Annotated in this window: 28 protein-coding genes; 19 read left to right on the top strand and 9 right to left on the bottom strand. The window is 39.9% G+C overall.

Going from position 1 to position 20,081, the window contains the following annotated elements:
- Nucleotides 1–227: 227 nt before the first annotated feature.
- Nucleotides 228–1,076: an STAS domain-containing protein gene (locus ACSLGF_RS15065; protein WP_456006852.1), complete on the top strand. Its 849-nt coding sequence runs from the start codon at nucleotides 228–230 to the stop codon at nucleotides 1,074–1,076.
- 32 nt (nucleotides 1,077–1,108) lie between these two features.
- Here the strand turns inward: ACSLGF_RS15065 and ACSLGF_RS15070 are convergent, their stop codons facing one another.
- Complete coding sequence (locus tag ACSLGF_RS15070) at nucleotides 1,109–1,651, bottom strand: IseA DL-endopeptidase inhibitor family protein (protein WP_099725719.1); 543 nt, start codon at nucleotides 1,649–1,651, stop codon at nucleotides 1,109–1,111.
- A gap of 294 nt (nucleotides 1,652–1,945) precedes the next feature.
- Here ACSLGF_RS15070 and ACSLGF_RS15075 point away from each other — a divergent pair, with 294 nt between their 5' ends.
- Nucleotides 1,946–2,395, top strand: coding sequence for a hypothetical protein (locus ACSLGF_RS15075; protein ID WP_456006854.1), 450 nt, complete (start codon nucleotides 1,946–1,948; stop codon nucleotides 2,393–2,395).
- A 46-nt stretch (nucleotides 2,396–2,441) separates the two neighbouring features.
- Here ACSLGF_RS15075 and lexA read toward each other — a convergent pair whose 3' ends face one another.
- Nucleotides 2,442–3,062 carry a transcriptional repressor LexA gene (gene lexA, locus ACSLGF_RS15080; RefSeq protein ID WP_456006856.1) on the bottom strand — a complete coding sequence of 207 codons (621 nt, stop codon included), beginning with the start codon at nucleotides 3,060–3,062 and terminating at the stop codon, nucleotides 2,442–2,444.
- Nucleotides 3,063–3,221: 159 nt separating this feature from the next.
- Here lexA and yneA point away from each other — a divergent pair, with 159 nt between their 5' ends.
- From yneA to ACSLGF_RS15110, 6 genes are all read left to right on the top strand, one after another.
- Nucleotides 3,222–3,533, top strand: coding sequence for a cell division suppressor protein YneA (gene yneA, locus ACSLGF_RS15085; RefSeq protein WP_456006858.1), 312 nt, complete (start codon nucleotides 3,222–3,224; stop codon nucleotides 3,531–3,533).
- Nucleotides 3,534–3,550: 17 nt separating this feature from the next.
- On the top strand, nucleotides 3,551–4,198 hold the full coding sequence (locus ACSLGF_RS15090; protein WP_456006860.1) for a YneB family resolvase-like protein: 648 nt from the start codon (nucleotides 3,551–3,553) through the stop codon (nucleotides 4,196–4,198).
- 69 nt (nucleotides 4,199–4,267) lie between these two features.
- Nucleotides 4,268–4,498, top strand: coding sequence for a DUF896 domain-containing protein (locus ACSLGF_RS15095; protein WP_099725716.1), 231 nt, complete (start codon nucleotides 4,268–4,270; stop codon nucleotides 4,496–4,498).
- Between the two features lie 187 nt (nucleotides 4,499–4,685).
- Nucleotides 4,686–6,689 carry a transketolase gene (tkt, locus tag ACSLGF_RS15100; protein WP_456006862.1) on the top strand — a complete coding sequence of 668 codons (2,004 nt, stop codon included), beginning with the start codon at nucleotides 4,686–4,688 and terminating at the stop codon, nucleotides 6,687–6,689.
- A 198-nt stretch (nucleotides 6,690–6,887) separates the two neighbouring features.
- On the top strand, nucleotides 6,888–7,334 hold the full coding sequence (sirA, locus tag ACSLGF_RS15105; RefSeq protein ID WP_456006864.1) for a sporulation inhibitor of replication protein SirA: 447 nt from the start codon (nucleotides 6,888–6,890) through the stop codon (nucleotides 7,332–7,334).
- Nucleotides 7,335–7,418: 84 nt separating this feature from the next.
- Complete coding sequence (locus ACSLGF_RS15110; protein ID WP_003212379.1) at nucleotides 7,419–7,637, top strand: YneF family protein; 219 nt, start codon at nucleotides 7,419–7,421, stop codon at nucleotides 7,635–7,637.
- Between the two features lie 275 nt (nucleotides 7,638–7,912).
- On the opposite strand, the gene ACSLGF_RS15115 is transcribed toward ACSLGF_RS15110, so the two are convergent.
- Nucleotides 7,913–8,086, bottom strand: coding sequence for an aspartyl-phosphate phosphatase Spo0E family protein (locus ACSLGF_RS15115; RefSeq protein ID WP_369810454.1), 174 nt, complete (start codon nucleotides 8,084–8,086; stop codon nucleotides 7,913–7,915).
- Between the two features lie 209 nt (nucleotides 8,087–8,295).
- Between ACSLGF_RS15115 and ACSLGF_RS15120 the strand changes: the two genes are divergently transcribed.
- Nucleotides 8,296–9,003 carry a cytochrome c biogenesis CcdA family protein gene (locus ACSLGF_RS15120; RefSeq protein ID WP_034323747.1) on the top strand — a complete coding sequence of 236 codons (708 nt, stop codon included), beginning with the start codon at nucleotides 8,296–8,298 and terminating at the stop codon, nucleotides 9,001–9,003.
- A gap of 94 nt (nucleotides 9,004–9,097) precedes the next feature.
- Complete coding sequence (locus ACSLGF_RS15125) at nucleotides 9,098–9,580, top strand: CcdC family protein (RefSeq protein ID WP_099725714.1); 483 nt, start codon at nucleotides 9,098–9,100, stop codon at nucleotides 9,578–9,580.
- A gap of 21 nt (nucleotides 9,581–9,601) precedes the next feature.
- Here the strand turns inward: ACSLGF_RS15125 and ACSLGF_RS15130 are convergent, their stop codons facing one another.
- The 4 genes from ACSLGF_RS15130 to sspO form a co-directional block, all read right to left on the bottom strand.
- Nucleotides 9,602–10,030, bottom strand: a complete 429-nt coding sequence (locus tag ACSLGF_RS15130; protein WP_034323742.1) for a DUF2621 domain-containing protein — start codon at nucleotides 10,028–10,030, stop codon at nucleotides 9,602–9,604.
- Between the two features lie 265 nt (nucleotides 10,031–10,295).
- Complete coding sequence (locus tag ACSLGF_RS15135) at nucleotides 10,296–10,697, bottom strand: Hsp20/alpha crystallin family protein (protein ID WP_256499611.1); 402 nt, start codon at nucleotides 10,695–10,697, stop codon at nucleotides 10,296–10,298.
- Between the two features lie 102 nt (nucleotides 10,698–10,799).
- Complete coding sequence (locus ACSLGF_RS15140; RefSeq protein WP_099728348.1) at nucleotides 10,800–10,946, bottom strand: small acid-soluble spore protein P; 147 nt, start codon at nucleotides 10,944–10,946, stop codon at nucleotides 10,800–10,802.
- A 16-nt stretch (nucleotides 10,947–10,962) separates the two neighbouring features.
- Complete coding sequence (gene sspO / locus ACSLGF_RS15145) at nucleotides 10,963–11,109, bottom strand: small acid-soluble spore protein O (RefSeq protein WP_034323737.1); 147 nt, start codon at nucleotides 11,107–11,109, stop codon at nucleotides 10,963–10,965.
- A gap of 220 nt (nucleotides 11,110–11,329) precedes the next feature.
- On the opposite strand from sspO, the gene acnA reads away from it, so the two are divergent.
- The 7 genes from acnA to ACSLGF_RS15180 all read left to right on the top strand — a co-directional run bounded on the left by acnA (nucleotide 11,330) and on the right by ACSLGF_RS15180 (nucleotide 16,121).
- Nucleotides 11,330–14,059 carry an aconitate hydratase AcnA gene (gene acnA, locus ACSLGF_RS15150; RefSeq protein WP_456006867.1) on the top strand — a complete coding sequence of 910 codons (2,730 nt, stop codon included), beginning with the start codon at nucleotides 11,330–11,332 and terminating at the stop codon, nucleotides 14,057–14,059.
- A gap of 65 nt (nucleotides 14,060–14,124) precedes the next feature.
- On the top strand, nucleotides 14,125–14,628 hold the full coding sequence (locus ACSLGF_RS15155) for a TlpA family protein disulfide reductase (RefSeq protein WP_456006869.1): 504 nt from the start codon (nucleotides 14,125–14,127) through the stop codon (nucleotides 14,626–14,628).
- 73 nt (nucleotides 14,629–14,701) lie between these two features.
- A complete protein-coding gene (locus tag ACSLGF_RS15160; RefSeq protein WP_456006871.1) occupies nucleotides 14,702–14,827 on the top strand; it encodes an FbpB family small basic protein in 126 nt (41 codons plus the stop codon).
- Between the two features lie 51 nt (nucleotides 14,828–14,878).
- On the top strand, nucleotides 14,879–15,022 hold the full coding sequence (locus ACSLGF_RS15165; protein ID WP_008357830.1) for an acid-soluble spore protein N: 144 nt from the start codon (nucleotides 14,879–14,881) through the stop codon (nucleotides 15,020–15,022).
- A 15-nt stretch (nucleotides 15,023–15,037) separates the two neighbouring features.
- Nucleotides 15,038–15,280, top strand: coding sequence for a small acid-soluble spore protein Tlp (gene tlp, locus ACSLGF_RS15170; RefSeq protein ID WP_456006873.1), 243 nt, complete (start codon nucleotides 15,038–15,040; stop codon nucleotides 15,278–15,280).
- 103 nt (nucleotides 15,281–15,383) lie between these two features.
- Complete coding sequence (locus ACSLGF_RS15175) at nucleotides 15,384–15,806, top strand: acyl-CoA thioesterase (protein WP_456006875.1); 423 nt, start codon at nucleotides 15,384–15,386, stop codon at nucleotides 15,804–15,806.
- Between the two features lie 3 nt (nucleotides 15,807–15,809).
- Complete coding sequence (locus ACSLGF_RS15180; RefSeq protein ID WP_456006877.1) at nucleotides 15,810–16,121, top strand: hypothetical protein; 312 nt, start codon at nucleotides 15,810–15,812, stop codon at nucleotides 16,119–16,121.
- A 39-nt stretch (nucleotides 16,122–16,160) separates the two neighbouring features.
- Here the strand turns inward: ACSLGF_RS15180 and ACSLGF_RS15185 are convergent, their stop codons facing one another.
- Nucleotides 16,161–16,436, bottom strand: coding sequence for a HesB/YadR/YfhF family protein (locus ACSLGF_RS15185; protein ID WP_370461103.1), 276 nt, complete (start codon nucleotides 16,434–16,436; stop codon nucleotides 16,161–16,163).
- Nucleotides 16,437–16,546: 110 nt separating this feature from the next.
- Nucleotides 16,547–17,128: a glycerol-3-phosphate 1-O-acyltransferase PlsY gene (gene plsY, locus ACSLGF_RS15190; RefSeq protein ID WP_456006879.1), complete on the bottom strand. Its 582-nt coding sequence runs from the start codon at nucleotides 17,126–17,128 to the stop codon at nucleotides 16,547–16,549.
- Nucleotides 17,129–17,282: 154 nt separating this feature from the next.
- Between plsY and ACSLGF_RS15195 the strand changes: the two genes are divergently transcribed.
- Nucleotides 17,283–17,696: a CoA-binding protein gene (locus ACSLGF_RS15195; RefSeq protein WP_249705561.1), complete on the top strand. Its 414-nt coding sequence runs from the start codon at nucleotides 17,283–17,285 to the stop codon at nucleotides 17,694–17,696.
- Nucleotides 17,697–18,111: 415 nt separating this feature from the next.
- Nucleotides 18,112–20,079, top strand: coding sequence for a DNA topoisomerase IV subunit B (parE, locus tag ACSLGF_RS15200; RefSeq protein WP_456006881.1), 1,968 nt, complete (start codon nucleotides 18,112–18,114; stop codon nucleotides 20,077–20,079).
- Nucleotides 20,080–20,081: the final 2 nt, after the last annotated feature.

The following is a 20,081-nucleotide window of genomic DNA, read 5'->3' on the forward strand; positions in this document are numbered from 1 at the left end:
CACTCTTGTCCCCATAGAAAAAACACCTCCACGTCTTATTTCGGATAACAACGATCCGTTTTCAAACTTGAAGGTGTTTTTTATTTGTCTCATCTTATGGGGTCAGTCCCTTTCGTGAGGGGCTTTTTTGTTTACAATTAGAGCGTATTCGAGCTAGCAGGGACAAAAGATTCAGTGGTACAATCAATCTATAATGACAAGAAGAAATTGTGAAGGGACATATGCTTATGGACAAGAACCGTGCATTATACGATTTTTTCATGCAACATGCAGAGAAATTAACTGAAACATGGTATGAATCAATTGAGGATGATGATCCAGAATCCATTTATCGTTCAACAGATTCGAGCATCATAGCAGAGCTTAAACGGCAAAATCAAGATTATTATCAGCATTTTATACGTGCTCTTATTGAAGACGAGACGTATTTACATACTGAGTTTAAACAGTGGTCGGAAGACTTAGCAAGTGATCCGAAGCATTTAAACACACCATTAGATTATGTCGTCAGAGAATATATGTCTAATCAAAGAGTGGTTCTTCATTACTTAAAAGAGTTTATTAAACAGCGTCAAGGTGATATTGATATCGATCGTATTTTTTATTGGTATGATTTAATATCAGAGGCGTTTAACATTTCAATCCATGTGTTCATCCAGCAATATGTGAAAAACACAACCAAACAGCTCGTTGCTCAAAGAGATATGATTTATGAGCTGAGCTCTCCCGTCATCGTCTTAAAAAGCCATATTGCATTATTGCCTTTAGTAGGTGACATTGACACAGCGAGAGCAAAGATTATATTAGAAAATACATTAAAACAGTGCTCGCAAAAAGGTGTTCAGCATTTGTGCATTGATTTATCGGGTGTCGTCATTATTGATACAATGGTGGCTCATCAAATGTTTGATCTTGTCACGTCACTTCGGTTAATTGGGGTGGAGACGACCATTTCAGGGATCAGACCAGAAATCGCTCAAACAGCTGTGCAGCTCGGGCTTCCTTTTCATGAATTTCGCACGGCATCATCACTTGCCCACGCGCTAGATTGCATGACTGAATTTTCTCCAATATAAAAACCAGGCCTGGTAACGGGCCTGGCTTTAATTTAGATCACAGCGTCAATTTTTGTTACTTTCCAATCCTTTTGTACTTTCTCATAAGTGACAGTTCGTTTTACTTCACGTCCATCAAGTGTTGGGACTGTGAATTCATATGTGCGGATTGTATTTTTCTTAGAGACAAGTTTAGGTGTTGCTTTCTCCCAATTGAGCATGTTGTCTCCGTCACCGACTGGAACAGCCATTTTCCCATTATGAACAATAAACTGATAGTCTTTTAAACCATGAGTGATCGCATCTTTTGTGAAAACTTGAGATAGGTAGCTGTTTAGTTTTTTCTTTGTATCAAATGTTTTAGAAAGATAGTTGTACGTCATGTCTTTATAACTAAATGATTTTAATTTGTAATCTGAATGTTCATTAATTTTGTAGCCTGACATCGCACTCCAAAAGTGTTCTCTTGCATCAAGGGCAATATGTAACGCTTCTTTATTTGTTAAAGCGGCTGGTTTTTTGGAAGCGGCCAGTGTTGTTGATTGTAATGAGATCATAAGCATAATAGCAGTTAATAAAACAAATAATTTTTTCAAGGCGATTGCCTCCTTTTTTAAATGAAAACTTCTTATGTTACAAATGTTACAATAATTACAGTGATATTACAAGTATTAAATCTAAAAGTTTTTTATTTCTTTTCTTTCTATCTATATAACGTTTGAGCGAGACAAAAAGTTTTCATTTTTTTAATTTTTCTTCTTCACTACTATTTAACCGTTCTACAGAAGAACAAAACGTCTTTTGGAAAAATTTCTATTTGGACGTTCAACACCCTTTTTCATTTATGACATATACTGTCGTGATGAATGTCTAAGAAAGTGGTGTTTCATATGTATCATCCGTATGAAGGTATGTGGAATGGGTACTTATATGATAGGCAGGTACAAGGATGGCCATCGCTTCCTATTCCTCAAGTTGGAGGATTTCCTGGGTTTCCAATCGGAGGGGGAGGTACTGGGCCAGGGCAAGGTTCAGGCGGACAATCAGCCCCGCCAGCTCCGCCGCAGCATATCATCTCACAGTATCAGCAAGCAGTCTCTCAGCCTCAAAGTATGCAGTCACTTATTTCAGGGCAAAGTGTAAGTGGAGGCCAGCAAACTGTTCAGTTTGCTGCGGGATGTAATAGAAGATGGACGATTGTGTTCCTTAGAAACGGTCAAGTATTTTTAATGTATGTGCTTTCCTCACAGCCTTTTGGCCGTACAACAGGCTTTATATGGCCGAACTTTACATTTGGTTCGTTCCCAAGTTCGAGCATTCTTGCTTATTCTTGTTCATAAAAAACAAGCCGGTTCTCATCAGCAGCTGATGATATACCGGCTTGTTTTAATGAATATTTCTAAATACGCCAATCACTTTACCTAGTATACTCACATTCTGTAAAATAATCGGTTCCATTGATGGGTTCTCTGGCTGTAATCTAAAGTGTGTATCTTCTTTATAAAAACGTTTCACTGTGGCTTCATCTTCCTCTGTCATGGCGACCACAATATCTCCATTGTTGGCGGTGCTTTGCTGACGCACAATGACATAGTCCTTGTCCAAAATACCCGCATCAATCATACTTTCTCCCATAATTTCAAGCATAAATACTTGTTCATCTGGCGCTGCAAAAGTCTCTGGAAGCGGGAAGTATTCTTCTACATTCTCAATAGCCGTGATAGGCAGGCCTGCTGTTACTTTTCCGATGACTGGTACATTCATTACAGCACTCTTTGGAATATTCATTTCCTCTTCATCTAGTACTTCGATCGCTCTAGGTTTTGTCGGGTCTCTTCTAATTAAACCCTTTGTTTCTAGTCTAGCTAAATGTCCATGGACAGTTGAGCTGGATGCTAGACCGACAGCTTCTCCAATTTCACGAACGGATGGGGGATAGCCCTTGCTTTTTACTTCTTCTTTGATGAATGTCAGGATATCGAGTTGTCTTTTTGATAGCTTCGTCATCTTTTGCACCTCAAAACGTCAATTTTAAAGAAATTATAGCATGTTTTTCCTAACAGTACAAACATAGGTTCGAAAAAAACGTTTGACAGAAACGTTTGTTCGTATTTATAATGAATGACAGAAAGAGCGAACACATATTCTGTTAGGAGAGATGACATTATGAGGTTAAAAGAATCTATTATTTTTATTGGGGTATTCTCATTCATCGTTGGCATATTTCTCTCACTTATCGCAGTCACTAGCCATAATGATCCAAATCAATATGTTAAAATAGAGGTTCAATCAGGTGATACTCTTTGGGGGTTAGCTGATCAAGTAAACGACAGTAAAACAATCGACAAAAATGCGTTTATTGACTGGGTAACCGAACACAATGATCTTGCTTCAACTGAAATCCAGCCTGGCGACATCCTTGTGATACCAGTCAAAAAAGAGCATCCAGTCGTATATCAACTTGCAACAGTACAGTAGAAAGGTCGATTGAAGACATGAACGCAATCATTTATGCGAGAGTAAGTACTGTCAAAGAAGAGCAGGAAACCTCGCTGAAAAGACAAGAAGAAGAATTGCTAGCTTTAGCTGCTTTGCACAAGATGAATGTGGTCAAAGTCATTAAAGAAAAAGCGAGTGGATACGATCTAGATCGTAATGGTGTTTTTGATATGCTTGCTACGCTGAAAGAAGAGTCAATAGATGCTGTTCTCATTCAGGATGAGACGCGCCTTGGAAGAGGACAAGCAAAAATTGCGCTTCTTCATTGTCTTTTTAAAGAGAAAGTAAAGGTGTATAGTGTTTTTCATAGAGGAGAGCTTGAGCTTTCAGAAGCAGATGAGATGGTCATTGAGATTGTAGGAATCGTGGAAGAGTATCAACGAAAAATTCATAACCTGAAAATTAAGCGGGGAATGAAGAGGGCTGTTGAGCGCGGGTATCAGCCTGAACTCAATTTAAAACACCATGAGCAGGCGCCTGGCCGTGAGCGAATTGAAGTACCGATTTCAGAAATTGTTCGATTAAGAAAAAACAACATGACGTTCGCCGAAATTGCAGCAACACTTCAGGCACTAGGCTTTGACATTTCAAAGGCGACGGTGCATAGAAGGTATCAAGAATATGAAAAAGCTCTTACCACGTAAAGTGTGAATTGTTGTAAAAATGAATGATATTTAGTAGTATGTAGAGAAAATGTTTTAAAGGAGTTTGTCATGATTTCTAAAAAGCAGCTTGCAAGAATAAATGAGCTTTCAAAAAAGTCGAAAGAGACCGGTTTGTCGGACGCTGAAAAAACAGAACAAAAGCATTTAAGAGAAGAATATTTAAAAGCTTTTCGTTCTTCTATGAAAAATACACTTAAAACCGTGAAAATCGTCGATCCTGAAGGAAACGATGTCACACCAGAAAAATTAAAAAGAGAAAGAGATCAGAACCTTCATTAAGACTAGGATTTCTTGAATTTTGAAAAGATGGGAAGAATATTCTCATCTTTTTTCTTATTTGCATAAGTTTTTAGGTGATCGATAAACTAAATGTGACAAAATCCTTTTTTTTCAGCGTGAAATAGTTGTGAAAAAAGGACAGTAGATTTATGATAATGGTGTACACAAGATACGGAAGGGGATTTATATGGAAACGATTGAATTGAAATCTATTGCAACAATACGTACTCTCTCCATAGACGCAATTGAAAAAGCGAATTCCGGTCACCCTGGAATGCCAATGGGTGCTGCACCAATGGCATACGCTTTATGGACGAATCACTTAAACGTAAGTCCGCAAAATCCAAATTGGTTTAACAGAGACCGTTTTGTTTTATCTGCGGGACATGGCTCTATGCTTTTATATAGCATGCTTCATTTAAGCGGATACAACCTTAGCATCGAAGATCTAAAACAATTCCGCCAATGGGGAAGCAAAACACCTGGACATCCTGAATTTGGACACACAGAAGGTGTAGATGCCACAACAGGTCCTTTAGGACAAGGGATTGCCATGGCAGTTGGAATGGCACTTGCAGAAAGACATCTTGCGGAAACGTATAACAAAGACAACTTTAACGTTGTGGACCACTATACATACAGCATTTGCGGAGACGGAGACTTAATGGAGGGAATTTCCTCTGAAGCTGCTTCACTTGCTGGTCATTTAGGCTTAGGCCGTTTAATTGTTCTTTATGATTCAAATGATATTTCTTTAGATGGCGACCTAGATCGTTCATTCTCTGAAAATGTGAAGAATCGTTTTGAAGCGATGAATTGGGAAGTTCTTTACGTAACAGACGGCAACAACATCGAAGAAGTGACTGCTGCTATTGAAAAAGCAAAACAAAGTACGGACAAACCTACACTCATTGAAGTGAAAACAACGATCGGTTTCGGATCTCCAAACCGTGCGGGAACTTCTGGTGTGCATGGTGCACCGCTTGGCAGCGAGGAAGCAAAGCTGACGAAGGAAGCTTATTCTTGGACGTTTGAAGAAGATTTCCATGTACCTTCTGAAGTGTACGATCATTTCAAAGAAGCTGTAAAAGACGCTGGTCAGAAAAAAGAAGCAGCGTGGAATGAGCTATTCGAGCAATATGAAAAAGAATATCCAGAGCTAGCAGCCCAGCTGAAGCTTGCGATCGAAGGGAAGCTTCCTGAGAATTGGGATCAAGAGGTTCCTGTTTATGAAGCAGGCTCAAGCCTTGCCTCTCGCGCTTCTTCTGGCGAAGTATTAAACGGCATTGCGAAACAAGTACCTTTCTTTATTGGTGGGTCCGCTGACCTTGCTGGATCAAATAAAACAACGATTCAACATACAGATGACTTTGGCAGAGAGAATTATGCCGGTAAAAATATTTGGTTTGGTGTCAGAGAATTTGCAATGGGTGCCGCGTTAAACGGTATGGCACTTCACGGCGGTCTCCGTGTATTCGGCGGAACGTTCTTTGTTTTCTCAGATTACTTAAGACCAGCTATTCGTCTTGCTGCATTAATGGGACTGCCAGTCACTTATGTCTTTACGCATGATAGTATTGCCGTCGGTGAAGATGGGCCAACGCATGAGCCGGTTGAACAACTTGCTTCATTACGTGCGATGCCTAACCTTTCTGTCATTCGTCCAGCAGATGGAAACGAAACAGCTGCAGCGTGGAAACTGGCTGTATCTTCAACGGATAAACCAACAGCACTAGTACTCACTCGTCAAAACCTTCCAACGATTGACCAAGCACCAGAGAAGGCATATGAGGGAGTAGAAAAAGGTGGATACGTTGTCGTTGAAGCTGCTGATGCTCAGCCAGAAGCACTTTTACTCGCTTCAGGATCTGAAGTCGGTTTAGCGATTGAAGCGCAAAAGGCACTTGAAAAAGAAGGCATCCGCGCTTCTGTTGTGAGTCTTCCTGCATGGGATCGCTTCGATCAGCAGTCAGACGAATACAAAGAGTCAGTCCTACCTAAAGCAGTGAGAGCACGTATTGCGATTGAAATGGGTGCTTCACTTGGCTGGGAGCGTTACACTGGTCTTGATGGCGACGTGATTGCGATTGATAAATTTGGCGCTTCTGCTCCAGGTGAAACCATTATTGAGAAATACGGATTTACTGTAAGTAACGTGGTCAGCCGTGTGAAAGCGAAGCTTAATAAATAATCGATTTCCAAGCATCATGCTTTTTTGCTACCTGTTTGCAGAGCATTTCCATCCGCTCTGCAAACTTTTTTCTTTTTTCTTGTTTTTTTGACAAAACTAGTTTCTTCTTGCTTCATATATAGACAATTCTTTCTTTCACATTTTTGTATAATACAAGCAATAAACGAGATTGACGAAATGTGAAAGGAAGGGATAGACATGGAACGCCATTATTATATTTATTGGATTGAGGATGAATTTGCTCATCATTATTTTGGCAGAGAATCTATTTTGTTTCATTTGTTTGAGTCGTTACACTGGACGAACCGCACGGAAGATGAATTGGTTATGCTTGTTAAGCAAGTGGATTACGTGACGAAACGAATCCCTGCTTTTCATATGCACCAGCGATTAATGAACAACTTAACGAACATTCACTATACACAAATAGGCTCGATTTACAGCGCCTCATTACCAGATGGAAAAGGAACAGCTGCATTCATTATCAAAGATCGTTATATCCAAATGTCTGCCAAGGGTAGTTATGAGGCAGAAGCGGTGTTTTTTGAAGTGCTGAGAAAAATCAGTCCTTGCTTCCTTGCCATGGACTTTGGATCAAAGAAGCACGGGTGGCTCAATCCGGTAAAAGTGAGGAATTTTGTTTAAAAAAATAAAATTGAACGTGAAATGTTGTATAATAGCCTTTTGTTTAGTACACTTTATACGAGACAACATGAAGGAGGAAGAATTATGGATTTATGGGTTGTCATCCTTGTAGGCGTTGTTGCACTGCTTGCAGGAGTTGCACTCGGATTCTTTATTGCTCGTAAGTATATGATGAGCTACTTAAAAAAGAATCCACCAATTAATGAACAAATGCTTCGTATGATGATGATGCAAATGGGCATGAAACCGTCCCAAAAGAAAATCAATCAAATGATGAAAGCCATGAACAACCAAGCGAAATAATACGTACGATATTATGATCATAGATGGAACATGGTCATAAAGAATGGACAAGCTATGTCCTTTCTTTATTGAAGTCACCTTCATCAGACGCTTAAAACCACTGTACTTGCATGAATGAAGCAGGGAAGGTGGTTTTTATTATGGCGTCTGCGTCAAGCATCATCTGAAAGACCAAAAACAAAAAACCCCTGTGATCAGAGGTTTTTGTTTCGTTTATTGTCACACATATCAACTTTTCTAAAATCGTGCGGCATGGTTTATATCATGAGATATGATTAGTTGGCTGAGTTTGAGTGTAGGTGTCGTTGATATTGTAAGAGGAGATGATCTAGCTGCTGGCTATGTTCGATGGTCACTGTTGATGTCATCCCATTATGCAAGACAACTTTCATCAGCTCTTCTCTTTTTTCTTCAATTTGAGTTAATAATGATGTTTTTACCAAAGTCATGTTCCTTTCATGCAAATCTTGATAAAAAGAATCGATTCTATTATATCCATATTAAGGTTTATTTTCAAATTTAAAGGATTCGTTATCTCGATGTCAAATTAAATTATATAAGGTTTTAAGAGAATAGACCATCTTTATTGAGATGATGTAAAAAAAATGAAATGATTTTGTCATCTCTTGTTGTATATTATAAGAAGGGGGGTGTTCTTTTGTCAGATCTGAATTATTTTTTAGCTTTTGGAGCAGGGTTTCTTTCTTTTATCTCACCGTGCTGTCTTCCGCTTTACCCAGCCTTTTTATCGTATATCACGGGTGTTAGTATAGATGAAGTGAAATCTGAGAAGGTGATGCTGAGAAGAAGAAGTCTGCTTCATACATTATTCTTTTTAATTGGGTTCTCTATCATTTTTATTGCGATTGGCTTTGGGACATCGTTCGTTGGTTCGTTCTTTATTGAATATCATCAAGCGATTCGTCAAATTGGGGCGATTCTCATTATTTTCTTTGGCTTTATGATTCTTGGTGTATTCCAGCCTTCTTTTCTCATGGGGGAAAAGAGGATGCAGTTTAAAAATCGTCCGGCTGGTTTTTTTGGATCGATTCTCATCGGAATGGGTTTTGCCGCTGGATGGACACCCTGTACCGGCCCGATTTTATCAGCTGTCATCACACTTGCTAGCAACAAACCGGAGTCCGCTGTGACCTATATGATTGCGTATGTATTAGGCTTTGCCATTCCGTTTTTTGTTCTGTCCTTTTTCATCACGAAAATGGCGTGGATCAGAAAGCGTCAGCAGCTCATCATGAGAATTGGCGGGATCATTATGATTGTGGTAGGGATTTTACTGTTCTTTGATCTTCTAACATGGATTATCATTATGTTCTCATCATTGTTTGGTGGATTTACAGGCTTTTGAAATCGTTTTCTACAGTCGCGGCGAATGGTTTTTTTTCGTCAATTGGAGTATATTATACATAGACTGACCTTAAAGAATAAAGGAATGATTTGATATGATGATCATAATCTCTTCTATAATTGCAGTATGTATGGCGGTAGCCGTCATGTTTATTCGCATTAAATCATCTGCAAAACCTGCAACCGCGAAGAAAATTATTTTACCTCCTATATTCATGAGCACTGGCGCTCTGATGTTTTTGGTCCCTATGTTTCAAGTAACTGGAGCCGAATTTCTTGAGGCGATCACAGTGGGGATGTTTTTCTCCATATTTTTAATTAAAACATCAAAATTTGAAATTAGAGGGAATGAAATTTATCTAAAGCGATCAAAAGCATTTGTGTTCATTCTCATTGGTCTTCTTGTTATTCGTATTGGCATGAAGACCATCCTGAGTTCTTCCATTGATTATGGTGCGTTAAGCGGGATGTTTTGGATCCTTGCCTTTGGCATGATCGTGCCTTGGCGGGTCGCCATGTATTTATCGTTTAGAAAGCTGTCTAAACAATTAGATCCGCAGCAGGCTCAAATGAATTAAACCTCCTTTTTAAAAAGGAGGTTATTTTAATAGCGATTCGTATGGCGTGTGATCGATGTTTTTTTCTTGCAGGCGCTTAAGTAAAAACTTATGGTCTCGCTTTGGCGTAGCGATTATATAGCCGCGAATGATTAAGTCTAAATTAATGCTGGCAGCCTGTTCTTTTAATGCCAGTTCGCCAATTTTACCCGCAATTTTTTCTTTGGCGACATCTCGAAACAGCTCTGGAACTGGTAATACGAGCTCATTTAAAAGCTGTTTGTCCTCATCCCGCCATAGGTGCAGGCTCTTTTGAATATATTCATCCTGCCAATCAAGTTCTGATTTCCCGTCTTCCTTCGGCAATCGTTTTAAAAATTTGCGAAACATAAAAAAGCCACCGATTGCTAGTAATCCGATCATCACTGTCCCCCAAAATAAAATGAACCACAAAAACCAGCCGCTTAACATGTTCTCACTCCTTATACCCCTTATGTCTCTATCTTATTTTACATGAAGAGATGATAGAAGAAAATAACAAAAATGTCTGTATCTTTTCTCTATAAGCGCCCCTTTTTCATTGATAGACGTCCATTTACTAGAAGGACCCAAACCATTTAGTAGAAAAAGAATATATTATCGTATCGCGACTCTACTATTTGGCCATGGTGGTTCGCAAAAGGGATTGACTTGAAACGAACGGAAGAGAGCCCACCAAAAAAATGAAGGTGGGCTCTTAATGTTTGAAATGCGGCATTTGAAAGGAAAATGCCCCGTCTTGATGATGAGAATATTTTTTAATTTTTATCGATATGATTCGGTTTTCGTATTCTGTGTCAATGTCTTTGTTATTCAAATAAAAAGGGAGCATGACACTTTTTTCAATTTGCTGTTCGCTTTCATCATTTGGCTTTTGTGCCGTGAAAGCTAGAGTGAGCTCATATCCAGCGAAGGTCAGCTTTACATCAGTGATCGACAGGGTAGAGATATCGATCTCAATAATATAATCACGGCTTGTTTCATAAAGATCAATTGGGAGGTGTTCATCATACCAGGCAAAAGGATCATCCATTAACACATTAAGCCAATCATCTATTTCAAGAAAATCAGAGGAATTCACTTGCTTTTCATTCTCCATAAACACTCCTCCATCACATCTCATAATAAATCATATGTTGAAAACTGAAATGTGTGAAAGACCTAAAACGTCCCGTTTGGTCACGGGATGAGAAAGGAATGTTTACATATCATGATGTGAATTGTGCTTTTGTCTTGAATGGTTGCGGTTTTTCACTTTTTTACTGCCTGATAATGGCTCAGGCTGCCTGCCATGATGCTCCTTAGGAGAGTTTTGACGGATGTCTTTCCCTGTGTTTTTATTCGTCATGATTCTTGCTCCTTTCTTATTGGTTCTTTTTGCGTTTTTTATTGTTTTGTCTTTGTTCTTCTGTTAAAACGAGCTGATCATTTTCAATATAGCCTGCACCTTTTCCTTGGCTTTTGGCTGCGTTCATGCCGTCAATCACATGATTTGCTTTTCGTTTTGTCATGTTCTATCACCTCAATATTAGTATGAACCCGCGCCACTCGGTTTATGAAGAGTAATCATTTCCTAATGATAAGATAAACTTATTGAATTTAATAAAAGTATTGTTATTTACTTATGTATGAATTTGTTTTAAGATGAAATTGTGAGAAAATTGTGGTGAAATACGACGATTTTTCTGAGAATTGAAATTGATCTTGATCATCAAAAGGGGGATTTTGGACATGTCGAAACAGCAGCAAGTCGCTAAACAAGACGCTTTTCAATCTAGAAAAACGTTTTCGACAAATGGGAAAACGTATCACTATTATTCGTTAGAAGCACTAGAAAAACAAGGAATCGGAAATGTTTCTAAGCTGCCTTATTCCATTAAGGTACTGTTAGAATCAGTGCTTCGCCAAGTAGACGGTAGAGTGATCAAAAAGGAACACGTTGAAAACTTGGCAAAATGGGGAACTGCCGAGGTAAAAGAGATTGATGTTCCATTTAAACCATCTCGTGTTATTTTACAAGACTTCACGGGTGTACCAGCCGTCGTTGACCTTGCTTCTTTAAGAAAAGCAATGGCAGATGTCGGAGGAGACCCGGATAAAATCAACCCTGAAATTCCAGTTGACCTTGTCATTGACCACTCGGTACAAGTTGACAAAGCTGGAACTGAAGACGCATTAAACATTAACATGGATTTAGAATTCGAACGTAACGCAGAGCGTTATAACTTCCTGAGCTGGGCAAAGAAAGCGTTTAACAACTATCAAGCTGTTCCGCCTGCAACAGGAATTGTTCACCAAGTGAACTTAGAGTATCTTGCAAGTGTTGTTCATGCAATTGAAGAAGATGGCGAGATCATCACTTACCCAGATACACTAGTTGGTACTGACTCTCATACAACAATGATTAACGGAATTGGTGTTCTTGGATGGGGAGTTGGCGGTATCGAAGCGGAAGCTGGTATGCTTGGCCAGCCATCTTACTTCCCAGTACCAGAAGTCATTGGCGCTAAATTAGTTGGGGAGCTTCCAAACGGAACAACTGCAACTGACTTGGCATTAAAAGTTACGCAAGTACTACGTGAAAAAGGCGTTGTGAACAAGTTTGTTGAATTCTTCGGACCAGGCGTTGCACAGCTGCCATTAGCTGATCGTGCAACGATTGCGAACATGGCGCCTGAATACGGTGCTACTTGCGGATTCTTCCCAGTAGATGAGGAAGCTCTTGCTTACCTACGTCTCACTGGCCGTGATGAAGAGCAAATTAATATCGTTGAAGAATATTCTCGCGCAAATGGTTTATTCTATACGCCAGATGCTGAGGAACCAATTTTTACTGATGTCGTGGAAATTGATCTTTCTAAAATTGAGTCAAACTTATCTGGTCCAAAACGTCCACAAGATTTGATTCCACTTTCTGAAATGAAAGACACGTTCCATAAACACATCGAAAGCCCAGCAGGGAACCAAGGGTTCGGTTTAGATAAATCAGAGCTGGATAAACAAATCGAATTTGATCTTCAAAACGGTGAAAAAGCTGTCATGAAGACAGGTGCGATTGCGATTGCAGCGATTACGAGCTGTACGAATACATCTAACCCATACGTCTTGATTGGGGCAGGTCTTGTCGCGAAGAAAGCAAGTGAGCTTGGTATGAAGGTACCAAACTATGTGAAAACGTCACTAGCGCCAGGTTCAAAGGTTGTAACAGGATACCTTGTGAACTCAGGACTTCTTCCATACCTAAGAGACCTTGGATTTAACATTGTCGGATATGGCTGTACAACATGTATCGGAAACTCTGGACCGCTTGAGAAAGAAATTGAGGAAGCTGTCTCTGAAAATGATCTGCTGATCACTTCAGTTTTATCAGGTAACCGTAACTTTGAAGGACGTATCCATCCGCTTGTCAAAGGAAACTACCTTGCATCACCACCACTAGTTGTGGCATATGCACTTGCGGGTACTGTAGATATCGACCTAACAAAGGATCCGATCGGTGTCGATAAGGATGGCAAAAACGTCTATTTCAATGACATTTGGCCAACGATGGACGAAATCAACAGTGTTGTTAAGAGCACAGTAACACCTGAATTATTCCGTTCAGAGTATGAAACTGTCTTTGATAACAACGATCGCTGGAATGAAATCAAAACAACCGATGATGCACTATACAAATGGGATGAGGATTCAACTTATATTGACAACCCACCATTCTTCGAAAACCTTTCAGTTGAACCTGGCAAAGTTGAGCCACTTAAAGGACTTCGCGTTGTTGCAAAATTCGGTGACTCTGTCACAACTGACCATATTTCTCCAGCTGGAGCAATTGGGAAGGACACACCTGCAGGTAAATACTTGCAAGAAAGAGGCGTGTCGCCTAGAGACTTCAACTCATATGGATCTCGCCGTGGGAACCACCATGTTATGATGAGAGGTACTTTTGCAAACATCCGTATTAAGAACCAGATTGCACCGGGAACAGAAGGCGGATATACAACGTATTGGCCAACTGGTGAAGTGACATCCATTTATGATGCATGCATGCGTTATAAAGAAGATGGAACAGGTCTTGCGATCTTAGCAGGTAAAGACTACGGAATGGGTTCTTCACGTGACTGGGCTGCAAAAGGAACAAACCTTCTTGGGATTAAATTTGTTCTAGCTGAAAGCTTTGAGCGTATCCACAGAAGTAACCTTGTCTTCATGGGCGTACTTCCTTTACAGTTTAAAGACGGAGAAAGTGCAGAGACTCATGGACTAACAGGAACAGAAACATTCGAAGTAAATGTTGATGAAACAGTTCGTCCGCGTGATCTTGTCACTGTGAAAGCCATTGATACAGATGGCAATGAGAAAACATTTGAAGTGGTAGTTCGCTTTGACAGTGAAGTCGAAATTGACTACTATCGTCATGGCGGTATTCTTCAAATGGTACTGCGTGAAAAATTGGCAAGCAACTAATAAAGCGAAGAAGAGAAGGCGGCCGAAAGCTTTCTCTTCTTTTTTAAAATAGTGGAGGATCAATCATGTGGAAAAAAGTAATGGCAAGCGCTGTTTTACTTGTGTTGATTGGTTTACTTGCGTGGAATTTATTTGGGCCAAAAGAGCCGGCCATCGGTCTTGAAAAAGGGGATCAGGCCCCTGATTTTGAGCTCAAAACACTTGATGGCAAAACCGTATCGTTATCTGATTATCGCGGGAAAAAGGTGCTCGTCAATTTTTGGGCGACATGGTGTAAACCATGCAGAACGGAAATGCCGGATCTAGATGCGATCAGAAGCGAGAATGATCAAGTCGAAGTACTAGCGGTGAATTTGACGACCACTGAAAAGAGTGTGGATCATGTTGCAGCATTCAGAGATGAATTAAAGCTGACCCTTCCTGTTTTATTGGACCAAAAAGGCATTCAAGCGAGGTATCAGGTGCTTTCATATCCAACTACATACATATTAGATGAAAAAGGACGCATCATGTCTGTGAAGCATCAAATGCTGACAAAAAAAGAAATTGAAACAGAGCTGGATCTATAATGATTCAGCTCTTTTGCTTATTTTCTAAATTTTTTGGCGAAAATGTAATACACATACACTGGAGGTGAGTGGAATGAGAAGAAGAAAACGCCGTACATTTGAAGAGCTTGTGCTTGAAAATAAGAAAGAATTATTAACTAATGAGGAATTTTTAAACCAGCTAGAAGAAAAGTTGGAAGAGCGCTTTAGACAGAAATAAGTTATGTTTTATCCGTTTTCGTTCATCCTAAAGAAGAGGGAGGGATGAATGATGGGTAGAGAGCATGATAAACAAGCACAGTTTACACCAGACCATTTAGGGACAAAACCTGTAGCATACAAACGCAATAAAGGTAAAAAGATGCATAATAAATCAAATGAACAGCCTGATGTGATACAGACGAAGGGCGAATAATAGGAGGTAAGCATGATGAATGGTAAGTCATATCAATCCAATCCAGATGATCGTTCTGATAATGTTGAAAAGCTCCAAGATATGATCGAGAACACGCTAGAAAATATTGATGAATCTGAAGAAGCGATGGCCCTTTCGACAGAGGAAGAACAGCAGATGATCAAGCAAAAAAACGAAAATCGCAGAACGAGTATTGACGCCATGCGTTCTGAGATAAAGGACGAAGAAGCAGCAAGAAAGAATGGCTACACCGAATAAACCAGGGATTCCTGGTTTATTTTATTGCCTCTTTTTAGAAGAACCTTTTGGAATGTGGTAAAATGGCAGAGACCTTAGGTTTCGATAGGAGAGCGATGAAAACGTGTATGTATCCAAAAAAGAAATAGAAGTCCGTTATGCAGAAACAGATCAAATGGGCATCGTTTATCATGCCAATTACTTAATTTGGATGGAAGTCGGCAGAACAGCGTTGATAAAAGAACTGGGATTTTCCTATGCGCAGCTAGAAGCAGACGGTGTCCTTGCACCTGTTGTAGATCTTCAGGTTCGATATAAAAAACCATTACTGTACGGCGAAACCGCAACCATCCATACGTGGATTGAAGAATACAATGGTGTCAAAACGGTGTATGGCTATGAAATTCAAAAGCCTGATGGACAGACAGCTATTACGGGGACAACCTCACATATTTGTGTAGACAAAGACACCTTTAGACCTATTCAGTTTAGAAAAGCCTTTCCTGCCTGGCACAAAGTATATGAACAGTCGAAAAAGCAGGGTTAATCTATGGCATTTGGTATGAAAAGAAGCGATTTGAACGCATGGAAATCAGCTGTTCGGCAAGGGAAAGTCGCCTTTTTGACGCACTATTGGCTTGATGACCGTTTTCCAAATGCCAATACCGTCACAAAGGCAGCCTGTCAGGATATGAAGCAATTAATGGCTTGGGGAGAAACACATGGATTAAAAAAAGAATGGATTCATGTCCGTGAAGGCTTTCCTCACTTTGACCTGATCGGTGAATCGCAAGAAAGGATCTTGCAAAAGGAGCGGTCTTTAGGAAACATTCAGGAGTATGGACTATATATTGATGTATAAAACAAAAAAGATACCCGAGGGATGAGGTATCTTTTTTGTTTATTCATAATGAAACTCTGGTTCTTTCACGGACTCGTTATAATCAATATGCAGATCATGGTTGTCAAAATACCAAATATCACTTTCCTCAATAAAGAAAGTAATACCTTCTAATTCAGCGGTTGCGCCGGCATTTTGGGGTTCATCTTTTGCGACGCCGAGAGAAAAGCCTTTTTGTACATTACTGCACCCGCCATATCTCACAAAAAAGCGAACATGATCACCTTTTTCTAAATCCAGTTCATCCTTGTACCAATTTAGTGCATCATCTTTCATCGTTAATTTCAATGTGATCGCCCCTTTTTGAAGTCATGCTGTTTTTTTAAATGCAGAATGCAAAAACAGCTTTTCTGTACTTTTACCACATATTTAAACTTAATAAACGGCTAGAGCCATTTGATTTTCGGTTCAGTTTTGTTGAGAATTCGTTTGAGGTTGGCGATGTGTCTGTAGATCACAAAGCCAGCAAGAACGGCTACAACAATAATTAAGAATAGGTCTTGGGTGAATATGCTGTAAATGAATGTATAGATTCCAGTCAGCATTGATGATAAAGACACATATTTACTAATGTATAAAAATAAGAAAAAAGCAGCGATCATCGTGATAAATAAGAACGGGGCATAAAATAGCAACACACCGCCTGACGTAGCGACTGCTTTTCCCCCCTTAAATTTTGCAAAGACAGGAAAGCTGTGACCGATAACAGCAGCAACTCCTGCTAGTAAGGGATGAATGTCCAGCTGCATGAAAAACGGTAAAGCTGAAGCGAGAGTCCCCTTTAAAATATCAGCTGTAATAACGATAGACCCTGCTTTTACCCCAAGCGTACGATATGCATTCGTCGCACCTAGGTTCCCGCTGCCATGTTCACGGATATCGATTCCCTTTGCAGCTTTCCCGACAATGAGACCGGATGGAATACTGCCGAGTAGATAAGCCAAAATAAACATCAAAGCAATTAACATCTGCATAACTCCTTTATATTCTCCCTCTTGTCTTACATTTTAACATGATCTTATGAAAAACATGGCGATCTTTTTTTGAAAAAAGAGAAGGAGAATGAATTGAGCTTTGTTTTTCAGAAGAAATTCGCTAAAATAGAAGAAAAGGAGTGTCTGGATGAATCATCCTACTAAACAAGAAATCGGTCGTATATTAAAGAGCAGCAAACGAATTGCTGTTGTTGGTTTATCAGATCAGCCGCACCGAACGTCTTATATGGTCTCCAAAGCTATGCAGGATGCCGGTTATGACATCATTCCGGTGAATCCAACGATTGATGAAGCACTTGGCGTAAAAGCGGTCGCGTCTTTAAAAGACATTCAAGAGCCTGTTGATATTGTCAATGTCTTTAGACGTTCAGAATTTTTACCTGAGGTGGCAAAAGAATTTCTTGAAATGGACGCACCTGTTTTTTGGGCACAGCAAGGCGTATATCACGAAGAAGCGAAAAGATTGATTGAGCAAAAAGGGAAAGTGGCCATCATGGATTTATGCATTAAAGTGGCTCATGCTATGACAAAAACTCATTAAATCGTCAAAAATCCTTGAAAACCAAGGATTTTTACTTTTTTGTTGCAGAAATATATTTGCGATTCTAGAAGAAAGCGATAAAATAAGGCGACAGGGACATATCGATGACCTTGCATATCGAGAAAAAGAGCGATAAGATAAAGATGGAACACATGTTCTGTTTTGCTAAAACCATCATATGATTGCATTTGGCTTATGAAACAGTCTTGTTTATAATGGACTTCTAGTTCTGATTGCACAATATGGGCCATTCTCATAGTCATGCAAAAGAGCATGTATAGCTGAATCACACATGCATGGTGATGATGCAGCTTATTAAAGTGGACAGTAATGAGCAGCATGATCATCATTAAAATCTAGAGAGATCATTTGATGATTAGCCGGTTATGTTTGTTAGTGAAAGGGGATTAAGCATTTGGTTAAAAAGCAGCAAGTAGATTATAACGATGATTCTATTCAGGTGCTAGAGGGGCTTGAAGCGGTCCGTAAACGTCCAGGTATGTATATTGGATCTACGGATTCACGCGGTCTTCATCACCTTGTCTATGAGATTGTAGACAATTCTGTCGATGAAGTGCTCGCTGGCCATGGAGATCATATCATTGTCAAAATACATAAAGATAACAGCATTTCCGTCCAAGATAAAGGACGAGGAATGCCTACTGGTATGCATAAGCTTGGAAAACCGACACCTGAGATCATTTTAACTGTCCTGCACGCAGGCGGGAAATTTGGTCAAGGCGGATATAAAACAAGTGGTGGACTTCACGGGGTTGGGGCATCTGTTGTAAACGCACTGTCAGAATGGCTCACCGTAACAATTGAACGAGATGGCTTTATTTATCACCAGCGATTTGAACACGGCGGCAAGCCAGTGACATCACTTGAAAAAATCGGGAAAACGAAAAAGACAGGAACACTGATTCATTTTAAGCCAGACCCAACAATGTTCAGTGTCACCACCTATAATTTCGATACATTATCAGAACGTTTAAGAGAATCAGCCTTTTTATTAAAAGGGTTAAAAATAGAGCTGATCGATGAACGACACGATGCACAAGAAACCTTTTATTATGAGACGGGCATCGAAGCATTCGTTGCTTATTTAAATGAGGAAAAAGATGTACTCAGTGAAGTCGTCTCGTTTGAAGGGGAGCATCAGTCCATTGAAGTAGATTTTGCTTTTCAATTCAATGATGGCTACTCAGAAAATATCCTTTCCTTTGTCAATAACGTAAGAACAAAAGATGGCGGTACGCATGAGTCTGGTGCAAAAACAGCAATGACGAGAGCCTTTAATGAATATGCACGCAAAGTAACTCTTTTAAAAGAAAAAGACAAAAATTTAGAAGGCACTGACATTCGAGAAGGACTGTCTGCCATTATTTCCGTCAGAATTCCTGAAGAGCTGCTTCAATTTGAAGGACAAACAAAAGGAAAGCTTGGGACAAGTGAGGCTCGATCAGCTGTTGACACTGTTATTTCTGAAAAACTTGCTTATTTTCTTGAAGAAAACCGGGAAACGGCGACTCTTCTTGTGAAAAAGGCCATTAAAGCGCAGCAGGCAAGAGAAGCTGCTAGAAAAGCAAGAGAAGAAGCGAGGAGCGGCAAGAAACGTAAAAAGTCCGAAGCGACGTTAAGCGGGAAATTAACACCCGCTCAATCTAGAAACCCGGCAAGAAACGAACTGTACCTAGTAGAGGGCGACTCAGCGGGAGGATCAGCAAAGCAAGGGCGTGACCGAAAGTTCCAAGCGGTGCTTCCGCTTCGAGGGAAGGTCATTAACACTGAAAAGGCGAAGCTTGCTGATATTTTCAAAAACGAAGAAATCAACACCATTATCCATGCAATCGGTGGTGGCGTCGGTGTCGATTTTAATGTAGAAGACATCAATTATGACAAAATTGTGATCATGACAGATGCTGATACGGATGGCGCGCATATCCAAGTGCTTCTGCTTACGTTCTTCTATCGCTATATGAAGCCGCTGATTGAGCATGGGAAAGTGTTTATTGCACTTCCTCCGCTATATAAAGTCAGCAAAGGCTCAGGGAAGAAAGAAGTCATTGAGTATGCATGGTCTGATGAAGAAATGGATGGCGTACTAAAGAAAGTTGGAAAAGGGTATACGATTCAGCGCTATAAAGGTTTAGGTGAAATGAATGCCGACCAGCTATGGGAAACGACAATGAATCCAGAGTCGAGAACACTTGTCAGGGTAAAAATCGATGATGCTGCACGAGTGGAACGCCGCGTCACGACACTTATGGGTGACAAAGTAGAACCGCGCCGAAAATGGATTGAAAAGAATGTCGCCTTTGGACTTGATGAGGAAAGCAACATTCTTGAAAATGAAAACTTGTCGCTAGCTGAGGAGGTTTAAAC

Source organism: Bacillus sp. A015 (genome assembly GCF_053851875.1).

Excerpts from the sequence above, each read along its gene's own strand:
- ACSLGF_RS15185 (WP_370461103.1), bottom strand. The coding sequence starts at position 16,436 with ATGAAAGATGATGCACTAAATTGGTACAAGGATGAACTGGATTTAGAA.
- ACSLGF_RS15095 (WP_099725716.1), top strand. The coding sequence starts at position 4,268 with ATGATTTCTAAAAAGCAGCTTGCAAGAATAAATGAGCTTTCAAAAAAG.
- ACSLGF_RS15130 (WP_034323742.1), bottom strand. The coding sequence starts at position 10,030 with ATGTTAAGCGGCTGGTTTTTGTGGTTCATTTTATTTTGGGGGACAGTG.
- tlp (WP_456006873.1), top strand. The coding sequence starts at position 15,038 with ATGAATGGTAAGTCATATCAATCCAATCCAGATGATCGTTCTGATAAT.
- plsY (WP_456006879.1), bottom strand. The coding sequence starts at position 17,128 with ATGTTAATTGCTTTGATGTTTATTTTGGCTTATCTACTCGGCAGTATT.
- ACSLGF_RS15110 (WP_003212379.1), top strand. The coding sequence starts at position 7,419 with ATGGATTTATGGGTTGTCATCCTTGTAGGCGTTGTTGCACTGCTTGCA.
- ACSLGF_RS15135 (WP_256499611.1), bottom strand. The coding sequence starts at position 10,697 with ATGGAGAATGAAAAGCAAGTGAATTCCTCTGATTTTCTTGAAATAGAT.
- ACSLGF_RS15090 (WP_456006860.1), top strand. The coding sequence starts at position 3,551 with ATGAACGCAATCATTTATGCGAGAGTAAGTACTGTCAAAGAAGAGCAG.
- ACSLGF_RS15155 (WP_456006869.1), top strand. The coding sequence starts at position 14,125 with ATGTGGAAAAAAGTAATGGCAAGCGCTGTTTTACTTGTGTTGATTGGT.
- sirA (WP_456006864.1), top strand. The coding sequence starts at position 6,888 with ATGGAACGCCATTATTATATTTATTGGATTGAGGATGAATTTGCTCAT.
- tkt (WP_456006862.1), top strand. The coding sequence starts at position 4,686 with ATGGAAACGATTGAATTGAAATCTATTGCAACAATACGTACTCTCTCC.
- acnA (WP_456006867.1), top strand. The coding sequence starts at position 11,330 with ATGTCGAAACAGCAGCAAGTCGCTAAACAAGACGCTTTTCAATCTAGA.
- ACSLGF_RS15160 (WP_456006871.1), top strand. The coding sequence starts at position 14,702 with ATGAGAAGAAGAAAACGCCGTACATTTGAAGAGCTTGTGCTTGAAAAT.
- ACSLGF_RS15180 (WP_456006877.1), top strand. The coding sequence starts at position 15,810 with ATGGCATTTGGTATGAAAAGAAGCGATTTGAACGCATGGAAATCAGCT.
- ACSLGF_RS15195 (WP_249705561.1), top strand. The coding sequence starts at position 17,283 with ATGAATCATCCTACTAAACAAGAAATCGGTCGTATATTAAAGAGCAGC.
- ACSLGF_RS15125 (WP_099725714.1), top strand. The coding sequence starts at position 9,098 with ATGATGATCATAATCTCTTCTATAATTGCAGTATGTATGGCGGTAGCC.
- ACSLGF_RS15165 (WP_008357830.1), top strand. The coding sequence starts at position 14,879 with ATGGGTAGAGAGCATGATAAACAAGCACAGTTTACACCAGACCATTTA.
- yneA (WP_456006858.1), top strand. The coding sequence starts at position 3,222 with ATGAGGTTAAAAGAATCTATTATTTTTATTGGGGTATTCTCATTCATC.
- ACSLGF_RS15065 (WP_456006852.1), top strand. The coding sequence starts at position 228 with ATGGACAAGAACCGTGCATTATACGATTTTTTCATGCAACATGCAGAG.
- ACSLGF_RS15115 (WP_369810454.1), bottom strand. The coding sequence starts at position 8,086 with ATGACTTTGGTAAAAACATCATTATTAACTCAAATTGAAGAAAAAAGA.
- lexA (WP_456006856.1), bottom strand. The coding sequence starts at position 3,062 with ATGACGAAGCTATCAAAAAGACAACTCGATATCCTGACATTCATCAAA.
- ACSLGF_RS15075 (WP_456006854.1), top strand. The coding sequence starts at position 1,946 with ATGTATCATCCGTATGAAGGTATGTGGAATGGGTACTTATATGATAGG.
- ACSLGF_RS15140 (WP_099728348.1), bottom strand. The coding sequence starts at position 10,946 with ATGACGAATAAAAACACAGGGAAAGACATCCGTCAAAACTCTCCTAAG.
- sspO (WP_034323737.1), bottom strand. The coding sequence starts at position 11,109 with ATGACAAAACGAAAAGCAAATCATGTGATTGACGGCATGAACGCAGCC.